5 protein-coding genes are annotated in these 5,133 nt (G+C 67.6%); 2 read left to right on the top strand and 3 right to left on the bottom strand.

From position 1 onward, the window contains the following. Window positions 1-1,050 (bottom strand): serine/threonine-protein kinase (locus WBV89_RS11450; protein ID WP_423981482.1); only part of this gene is annotated, 1,050 nt, incomplete at its 3' end. A gap of 55 nt (window positions 1,051-1,105) precedes the next feature. On the opposite strand from WBV89_RS11450, the gene WBV89_RS11445 reads away from it, so the two are divergent. Further along, window positions 1,106-1,615 carry a hypothetical protein gene (locus WBV89_RS11445; protein ID WP_423981481.1) on the top strand — a complete coding sequence of 170 codons (510 nt, stop codon included), beginning with the start codon at window positions 1,106-1,108 and terminating at the stop codon, window positions 1,613-1,615. Here the strand turns inward: WBV89_RS11445 and ligA are convergent. Beyond that, window positions 1,588-3,684 (bottom strand): NAD-dependent DNA ligase LigA, encoded by a 2,097-nt coding sequence (gene ligA, locus WBV89_RS11440; protein WP_423981480.1) that lies wholly within the window; start codon window positions 3,682-3,684, stop codon window positions 1,588-1,590. The two genes, WBV89_RS11445 and ligA, sit on opposite strands and share 28 nt — an antisense overlap. Window positions 3,685-3,714: 30 nt before the next feature. Beyond that, on the bottom strand, window positions 3,715-4,740 hold the full coding sequence (locus WBV89_RS11435) for a hypothetical protein (RefSeq protein ID WP_423981479.1): 1,026 nt from the start codon (window positions 4,738-4,740) through the stop codon (window positions 3,715-3,717). A gap of 141 nt (window positions 4,741-4,881) precedes the next feature. Between WBV89_RS11435 and WBV89_RS11430 the strand changes: the two genes are divergently transcribed. Next, on the top strand, window positions 4,882-5,133 hold a 252-nt coding region (locus WBV89_RS11430; protein WP_423981478.1), incomplete at its 3' end, for a hypothetical protein.

The raw sequence follows: 5,133 nt of genomic DNA, 5'->3' as shown, positions 1-5,133 counted from the left end.
GTCAGCGGGGGCATCGTCCGCGATCGGCGCTTCGGATCGCGCCGTGGGCACCACGCCACGCTCGTCGACCCCCGCCAACCCGGCGACCGGCGCGGGTCGTTCCACCCCGCCGGTCGGATCGGTCGGGCGGCGCATCGCCTGAGTGTCGAAGTTGCCGGACACCAGGATCGGGATCGGTTCGGGCTTCGACAGGCGCGGAGCGGCTTGCACCAGCGCACGACCGAACTCCGCGGCGGTGAAGCGATCCGTGGATTCGGGCCGCCCGGCGCGTTCGAGCACGGACGCGAGCCCACCGAGGTCGGCCGACACCGGCATCAACTTGTCGACGCGGCCGGCCAGCGTGGCCACCGTCGAATCGGCGGCGAAGGGCACCGAGCCCGTCACCGCTTCGATCATCACCAACGCCAAGGCGTACACGTCGGTCTTGGCATCGATCGGGAGACCGAGCGCCTGCTCGGGAGATGCGTACCTGGCGACGTGTGTCGGCACGGCAGCCGCATCGGCCCACGCCGGTTCGGCGAGCAGACGGGCCATCCCGAAGTCGACGACCCGGAGTCGCCGATCGACGCCGAAGACCATCTTCGACGGCGTCAACTCGGTGTGGAACAGGCCCTTGTGATGTGCGGCATCGAGGGCGCGGCACGCCTCGAGGCCGAGCACCAGCGCCTGGCCCGGCTCGAGCAGGCGTCCACGGTCGAGCAGATCGCGCAGGCTTCCACCACCCAGCGCATCGACCGTCCAGAAGACCGTCGACTCACCCCGGAGGTCGATCTCGCCCCAGTCGGTGACCGAAGCGATGTTCGGATGCGTGACCGCGCTGGAGATCTCGGCGAGGTGGCGGAACTTGCGTCGGAACTCGGGATCCTGGGCGTGCTCGGGCCGCACCACCTTGACTGTCACCGGGCTGTCGTTCTGCAGGTCGATCGCATCCACGATGACTGTGTTCGCGCCACTCGACAGGATCTGAGCCAATCGATATCGGCCCGCGAGAACGGTTCCTTCGAGCGCTCCTGCGCCGGATCCACCGCGTTGTGCTTCGACGTTTTCCACCGATCGAGACGCTACCGGCTGCCCGATCGCGGACACCGCCAGGCAGACTGAAAGGGTGAGTGACGCAGGGCGGGAACCACGCAAACGGCGGCGCCCCGAGCTGGGCGTGATCGTGGCGTGTTTCGTGATCGCGTGCGGCATCGTCCTGATCGGTTGGGGGATGACCTCGGCGATCACGGGAAGTGACGGGATCGACCGCCCCGACGCGATCGAGTCGATTTCTCCGGTCGAGAACGCCCTCCAGGCATTCCAACAGGAGCAGGTGGTGGTCGACCTCGAGTTCGGCTACGAAGCCGCGCTGGTGATCGACGGGATCGAGATCCCGACCGAGCGGATCGGTGAATTCAGCGGCGATCTGACCCCGGACAACGCCGGTGAACAGGTCTCGACCCCACCGACCGCGGTCTTCGATCCCGGCAACTCGATCATCAGCTTCCGGCCGTCGGACGGAGCTCCGATCGAATCATTCGACGAGGGCCGCCACCAGGTACAGGTGATCTTCTGGAAGACCGACGAAGGCCCTGACTCGGCGCGCAGCTACCGCTGGTCGTTCGAAGTCGTCTGATCGACGCGGTCCGGAAGTTCGCCGGTCTCCAGCAACACCACGAATTCTGCCTCGTCGATCACCGCCACATCGAGTGACTCGGCCTTGGTGAGCTTGCTCGCCCCGGCCGATTCGCCGACGACCAGTGCAAACGTCTTCGCACTCACGCTGCCCGGGCTCTTCCCGCCACGCGACGCGATCGCCTCTGCGGTCTGCTCACGGTTGAACCCCGCGAGCGTGCCGGTCACGACCACCGTGCGGCCTTCGAGCGTCTGTGGGACCGCGGCACGGGCCTCGGCAGCGCGAGCGGCCGCCTCGGGATCACCGAAGTCGACGCCCGCCGCCCGGAACTTCTCGATGAACGCCTGATTGGAGTCCTGCGCAAACCATTCGTGGACCGTCGATGCGATCACCCCACCGACGCCGTCCACCGCCGCCAGCTCATCGGTCGTCCTGGACATGATCTCGTCGAGCGTGTGGAACGCCGCGGTCAACGAGGCCGATGCCGCTGGACCGAGGTGGCGGATTCCGAGCGCGGTCAGGAATTTGGGCAGCGGGCGATCGGTGGAGCGTTGGATTTCGTCGACGAGGTTCCGGGCGCTGGTCTCTCCCACGCGTTCGAGCCCGACGAGGTCGTCGACCGTGAGCGAGTACAGATCGGCCGCGTCCTTCACCAGCCCCGCGTCGGCCAGCTTCTCGACCATCTGCTCACCGAGACCTTCGATGTCCATCGCACCGCGTGATGCGAAGTAGGACAGCTTCTGGTTGCGCTGTGCGGGGCAGTCGGGTGCGAAACAGCGGGTGTCGGCCTCGCCCTCCGGCTGCACGAGCGGATTCCCGCAGGCCGGACAGTCGTCGGGGAACGGCCACGGTTCGCTGTCGGGTGCACGCATGCTCAGGACGGGCCCGACGACTTCGGGGATCACGTCGCCCGCCTTGCGCACGACCACCGTGTCGCCCGGTCGGACGTCCTTGACCTGGACCTGTTCGCGGTTGTGGAGCGTGGCCATCCCGACGGTCGACCCGCCGACGAAGACCGGATCGAGCACGGCGAACGGAGTGGCACGCCCCGTTCGACCCACCGAGACCTGGATGTCGAGCAGCGTCGTCGTCCGTTCCTCCGGGGGAAACTTGTAGGCGATCGCCCATCGCGGTGCACGCGACGTCACGCCGAGGAGATCGCGCTGCGCGAGGTCGTCGACCTTGATCACCACGCCGTCGATCTCGTAGTCGAGATCGTGCCGGTGTTCCTGCCAGTACGCGCAGTGAGCGGCGACCTCGTCGATCGATCCGAACGACCGGACGTGCTCGTTGACCGGGAATCCGAGTCGCTCGACGTAGTCCAGTTCGGCGCGGTGGGTGGCGAGCACCGGGGTGTCATCGGCGTCGAAACCGATCTGTCCGAGCTGATAGCTGAAGAACGACAGTTCCCGGCTGGCGGTCTTGGCGGGATCCTTCTGGCGCAGGCTTCCAGCGGCAGAGTTGCGTGGGTTCACGAACGGTCGATCGCCGGCAGCCCGTGCCCGCTCGTTCAACCGCTCGAAGGCGGAGGTCGCCATGTACACCTCGCCGCGCACCTCCAACAGTGCCGGGACCGGGGACACCGCATCGTCGATCCGATCGGGGACGTCGGTGATCGTCGCGACGTTGGCGGTGACGTTCTCGCCCGTGCGCCCGTCGCCGCGGGTGGCAGCGCGGACGTACTCGCCGTTCTCGTACCGGAGGCTCATCGCCAACCCGTCGAACTTCAACTCGCAGACGAACGTCGGAACCACGCCGTCGAGACCCTTGACGACTCGCTCGGCCCACGCCGCGAGTTCGTCGGCGTCCATCGCGTTGTCCAAGCTCATCATCGCGACGTCGTGCTCGACGGACTCGAACGTCGTGACGACTGCCCCACCGACCAGTTGGGTCGGCGAATCGGGCGTGATCAGATCGGGATGTTCCGCCTCGAGCGAGCGGAGTTCGCGGACCAGAGCGTCGTAGTCGGCGTCGCTGATCTCGGGATCATCGAGCGTGTGGTAGCGCTCATTGTGATGCGCGACCTGGGTGCGGAGTTCGGTGATCCGGACTGCGGGATCGGCGGTCATCGGCTCGAACAGTATCCGCGGACGATCCGCTCACGCACCGAACGCGAGCTTCGTCGAGATCGCCTGCGCATTGACCTTGCGGCCGATCTCGGCCGTGAGCCGCGCGATGCGCCGTGCCGTCGACACCTGATGACCTGCCAACCCGCATTCGGGGCTGACGAGCGATCGCAGCCGGAGTTCGCTCGCGTCGACACCGCGTTCCACCAGGCCGCACCAGACGGAGCTGAGCAGTCGCCAGAACCGGTCGGGTCGAGCCGGCAGCGGACCGGTCGTGGGGAGTACCCCCCACACGATGACTCCGCCGCTCTTGATGAACCGCCCGAGGTAGCCGGCGTACTCGACCAGCTCCTCGGACAGTGGCAGGGAGATCACCTGCGGACCCGACTCGAGCATCGTCGCCACGTCGACCGAACCGCAGCAGTGGAGCCCGACGGCGAGTTCGCTCGGGACCGCGGCCATTCCGGTGGAGATCAGGTCGACGGCGCGGTCGGGCGAGATCGGAAAGTCCTGGTTCATCAACTCGACCAGCCACGGTTCGTCGAGGAGCATCAGTTGCGGACTCGACGGCAGCGCTCCCGAGATCGCTGCGCTGATCGCACCGGTGTGACGACGCACCGCCTCGGACGACATCTCGAACGCCTCGGCAATCGGGACCCCGGCGCGGTGGAGTTCGACACCGAGCGTCACGGGCCCGACGAACTGCCACTTGACCGGTGTCCCGTCGACACCGACCTGACGGGCGAGATGCAGGAATGCCCTCAGCCCGCCGAAGGCCTCATCGCTCAGGTCGGGCTCGAGCGCGGTCGCGCCCTCGATTCGGGCCAGGTCGACGACGATGCTTCCGTCGGGAGCGAACGAGATCGCCGGAACCTGTGCGACCGCCTGGCCGATCATTCCCTCCGCGGGTGATCGCGCCGGCAGTGTCGGCACGGTGGCGATGTCGAACTCGGCGATCGAGAACGCTGCTGCGGCGGCGGCATCGCGGTGCGGCAGGCTGCCGATTCCGACAGAGTGGCCGTGGCAGAAACGCTCGACCGCAGAAGCCTCGGTGCTCATCGTCGAGCCTCGTTCGAGGTCTGCGGGCAGGTCTCCGCTCCCCGCCCGCGGCAGCGGATCAGAGCCCGATTCGCCTGCCCGATGACGCTCGCCATGCCTTCACGTTGGTACTCCGGGCACCCGATCGACAAATCTAACGGGATGACCACGGCCGATTCTTCGTCTCACCGCTCGGCCGACACGACCGAGGCGTCCGATTCCGGGCCGTCGATCACCGCCCGCGTGCTCCCCTGGGTGGCGCGATTCGCCTGGTTGCTCGTCGCCGTCGTCGGCGGCGGCGCGGTCGAGTCGGCTGTCGACGGGCGGAGTGATCCGGTGCGCTGGACGACCGCGATCGGCGCGTGGGCTCTGTTCGGCATCGTCGCGATCGCGCTGCTCATCCCGGCTGCGGTC

It is taken from the genome of Ilumatobacter sp. (assembly GCF_049588435.1).
Lineage (GTDB): Bacteria > Actinomycetota > Acidimicrobiia > Acidimicrobiales > Ilumatobacteraceae > Ilumatobacter_A.
Note: the sequence above shows the minus strand (reverse complement) of the source record. Positions and strands in the feature narration are given on the sequence as shown.

Coding starts and splice junctions, on each gene's coding strand:
- ligA (WP_423981480.1), bottom strand. CDS start 3,684: ATGACCGCCGATCCCGCAGTCCGGATCACCGAACTCCGCACCCAGGTC.
- WBV89_RS11435 (WP_423981479.1), bottom strand. CDS start 4,740: ATGAGCACCGAGGCTTCTGCGGTCGAGCGTTTCTGCCACGGCCACTCT.